Raw genomic sequence first — 2,683 nt, forward strand, 5'->3', positions numbered from 1 at the left:
GAGGAAATAGGAATGTATGTAGATGAAGTTGAAAACGTTCTTTCCATCGATCCTGAAAAGTTGGAAAAATTCCAATCAAAAGAGTCAGTTTATTCAGATAAAGTTAAAGGCGTTATAAAGATAGAAAACAGATTGATAGTATATCTTGATTTAGAAAGTATCTTAGAGGCCGAGTTAGAAAAGTAAAAATTTTAAAGTCTTCGGAGGTGTTTTAATGGCTAAAACTGTCTTAATAGTGGATGATGCTGCATTTATGAGAATGATGTTAAAAGACATATTAACAAAAGCAAATTATGAGGTGATAGGGGAAGCTAGCAATGGTCAAGAAGCGGTTGAGAAGTATCAAGAACTGAAACCAAATTTTGTGACTATGGATATAACTATGCCCATTAAAGACGGTATTCAGGCTATAAAAGAGATTAAGAAAATAGACCCTAGCGCAAAGATTATAGTATGCAGTGCAATGGGACAACAAGCTATGGTTATAGAATCCATTCAGGCTGGAGCCAAGGATTTTATTGTAAAACCATTTCAGCCTAATAGAGTTATAGAAGCTTTACAAAAATTGGAGTAGTTTAAATGCCCACTAACTATGCAACTCCAACCAATAATTTAGTTAATGTGTCGTTTTGGTTTGTAGCCATAATTTTACTCATCATACTTCTTGCAGTGTTTTATTATATACTGGCTAAAACATTAAAACAGGGTCCAAAAAGCAAAGAAGTTAAGATGGTAAAAAAATACTATCTGGATAGGAATTTATACGTTGGAGTATTGAAAGTTTTTAAAGAATATTACCTTATTTTGGCTACTTCTAATTCCAGTGAAATAGTAAGAAAATTAGAAGAAGAAGAGGTTCAAGAAATTATGAACGAACATCCCAAATTTCTTGAAACCTTTTCAAATATATTGAAAAAAGATAAAATTTCAAGGGGAAAGGAAGAGGAAAAATTAGAAAAGTAAAAACGATAATAACTCTTATTCTTTTTATTCTGACTCTTAGTTTAATTTTTCCTCAAAATACTATTCAACTCCCAGGGGTAGATATACAAATAAATCCAAATGAAGAAGTTAATACTTTAACCCCGACGTTGACAATACTTTTAATCGTTACTGTTTTGTCCCTAGCCCCCGGGTTTTTAATGCTGTTTACTTCCTTTACAAGAATAGTTGTTGTGTTAAGCTTTTTGAGGCAGGCTATGGGTACTAGGCAAGCGCCTCCAAATCAAGTAATGTTGGCTTTAGCCCTCTTTTTAACGATAATGATAATGTTTCCCGTTTTTAATGGGGTGTACCAAGAGGCAATTATTCCGTACAACCAAAATGAAATTAGCTACGAAGAAGCTATACAAATTAGTTGGCAACAATTCAAAGATTTCATGATTTCAGAGATTGTGGCACATAAAAATGAAGATGATATCTATATGCTTTCATCTTCAATGAATATAGAGATAGATAACATCGAGGAAACCCCTTTTCAAATTCTGGTACCTGCTTTTGCAATAAGCGAGTTAGAAATTGCCTTTAAGATGAGTATATTGCTCTATTTGCCTTTTATAATAGTCGATATGGTGGTAGCGAGTATTTTGCTATCTATGGGAATGATCATGATACCTCCGATTCTGATTTCTTTACCTTTTAAAATAATGATTTTCGTGATGGTAAACGGATGGGATCTCTTAATTGGAGGATTAGTAAGGAGTTTTGTGGGAGGATGATCTCATGAGTGAAGAAGTCCTAATAGAAATTTTTGAAAATGGTATACTTCTTTTTCTAAAAATAGTCTCTCCAATTTTAATAATAAGTGTGGCGGTGGGGTTGATTATTAGTATATTCCAAGCCGTTACACAGCTTCACGAACAGACATTGACATTTGCACCTAAAATTATAATAACTTTTCTTGCGTTGGTTTTTATGTTCTCTTGGATAATGCAAAACTTATCAGATTTTTCATTCGAGTTATTCACTCATTATTTGGGAATGATTTAGTGGTGTTGGAGAATCTCACATACCATCTATGGGTTTATTTTTTCATCTTTGCTAGGTTGGCTGGAATTACTTTTTTTATCCCTTTTTTTAGTACTCGTTTTGTTCCCGTTCATGTGAAAGTTTTTATAACACTCTTTATTTCTTATTTGGTGTTATTTGAGGTTAACGGCACTTTTCCCATAAATTCAACGCCTTTAGCAATAATATTCTATTTATTGATGAATTTTCTTTTTGGAAGCAGTGTGGGATTAATAGCTAATATTTTGTTTTATGCATTTCAATTTGCTGGGGAAACGATAGGTATCCAAATAGGTTTTGCGATGGCGAATGTTTTCGATCCTGTAACTAGCGATGAAATCTCTTTAATTTCTGAATTTTCATTTTTGTTTAGTATGTTGCTTTTTTTTATCTTTAAAGGACCGTTAATTTTATACTCAATAATTATAGATTCCTTCGACAAGATTCCTGTTGTTTTTACGCTAACACCTGATGGATTTATGATTTTTTCACAAAAATTATTTGATGTATTCACTATAGGCCTTCAGCTTTCGATGCCATTGATCGCATTTATGATCCTTATGAAGGTTGCTTTGGGAATAGTTTCTAGATTGATCCCGCAGGTTAATGTTTTTATGGTTGGTATCCCACTAGAAATACTGGTAGGATTTTTACTCTTTTTAGGAGTGATATTGAT

6 protein-coding genes are annotated in these 2,683 nt (G+C 32.7%); all 6 read left to right on the forward strand.

What is annotated here, in order from left to right; genetic code table 11:
• Positions 1–186, forward strand: a 186-nt coding sequence (locus AA81_RS12845) for a chemotaxis protein CheW (protein ID WP_211292717.1), incomplete at its 5' end; no start/stop codon positions are given.
• A 28-nt stretch (positions 187–214) separates the two neighbouring features.
• The gene (gene cheY, locus AA81_RS12850) at positions 215–574 is read left to right on the forward strand and encodes a chemotaxis protein CheY (protein ID WP_103065396.1); all 360 of its coding nucleotides are present in this window, start codon (positions 215–217) and stop codon (positions 572–574) included.
• A gap of 5 nt (positions 575–579) precedes the next feature.
• Positions 580–963: a flagellar biosynthetic protein FliO gene (locus tag AA81_RS12855; protein ID WP_103065397.1), complete on the forward strand. Its 384-nt coding sequence runs from the start codon at positions 580–582 to the stop codon at positions 961–963.
• Positions 951–1,718, forward strand: coding sequence for a flagellar type III secretion system pore protein FliP (gene fliP / locus AA81_RS12860; RefSeq protein WP_169999790.1), 768 nt, complete (start codon positions 951–953; stop codon positions 1,716–1,718). The genes AA81_RS12855 and fliP overlap by 13 nt, the downstream gene beginning before the upstream one ends.
• Positions 1,719–1,722: 4 nt before the next feature.
• A complete protein-coding gene (gene fliQ / locus AA81_RS12865; protein ID WP_103899259.1) occupies positions 1,723–1,989 on the forward strand; it encodes a flagellar biosynthesis protein FliQ in 267 nt (88 codons plus the stop codon).
• Positions 1,990–1,991: 2 nt separating this feature from the next.
• The coding region (gene fliR, locus AA81_RS12870) for a flagellar biosynthetic protein FliR (protein WP_103899260.1) at positions 1,992–2,683 on the forward strand (692 nt) is incomplete at its 3' end.

It is taken from the genome of Petrotoga halophila DSM 16923 (genome assembly GCF_002924615.1).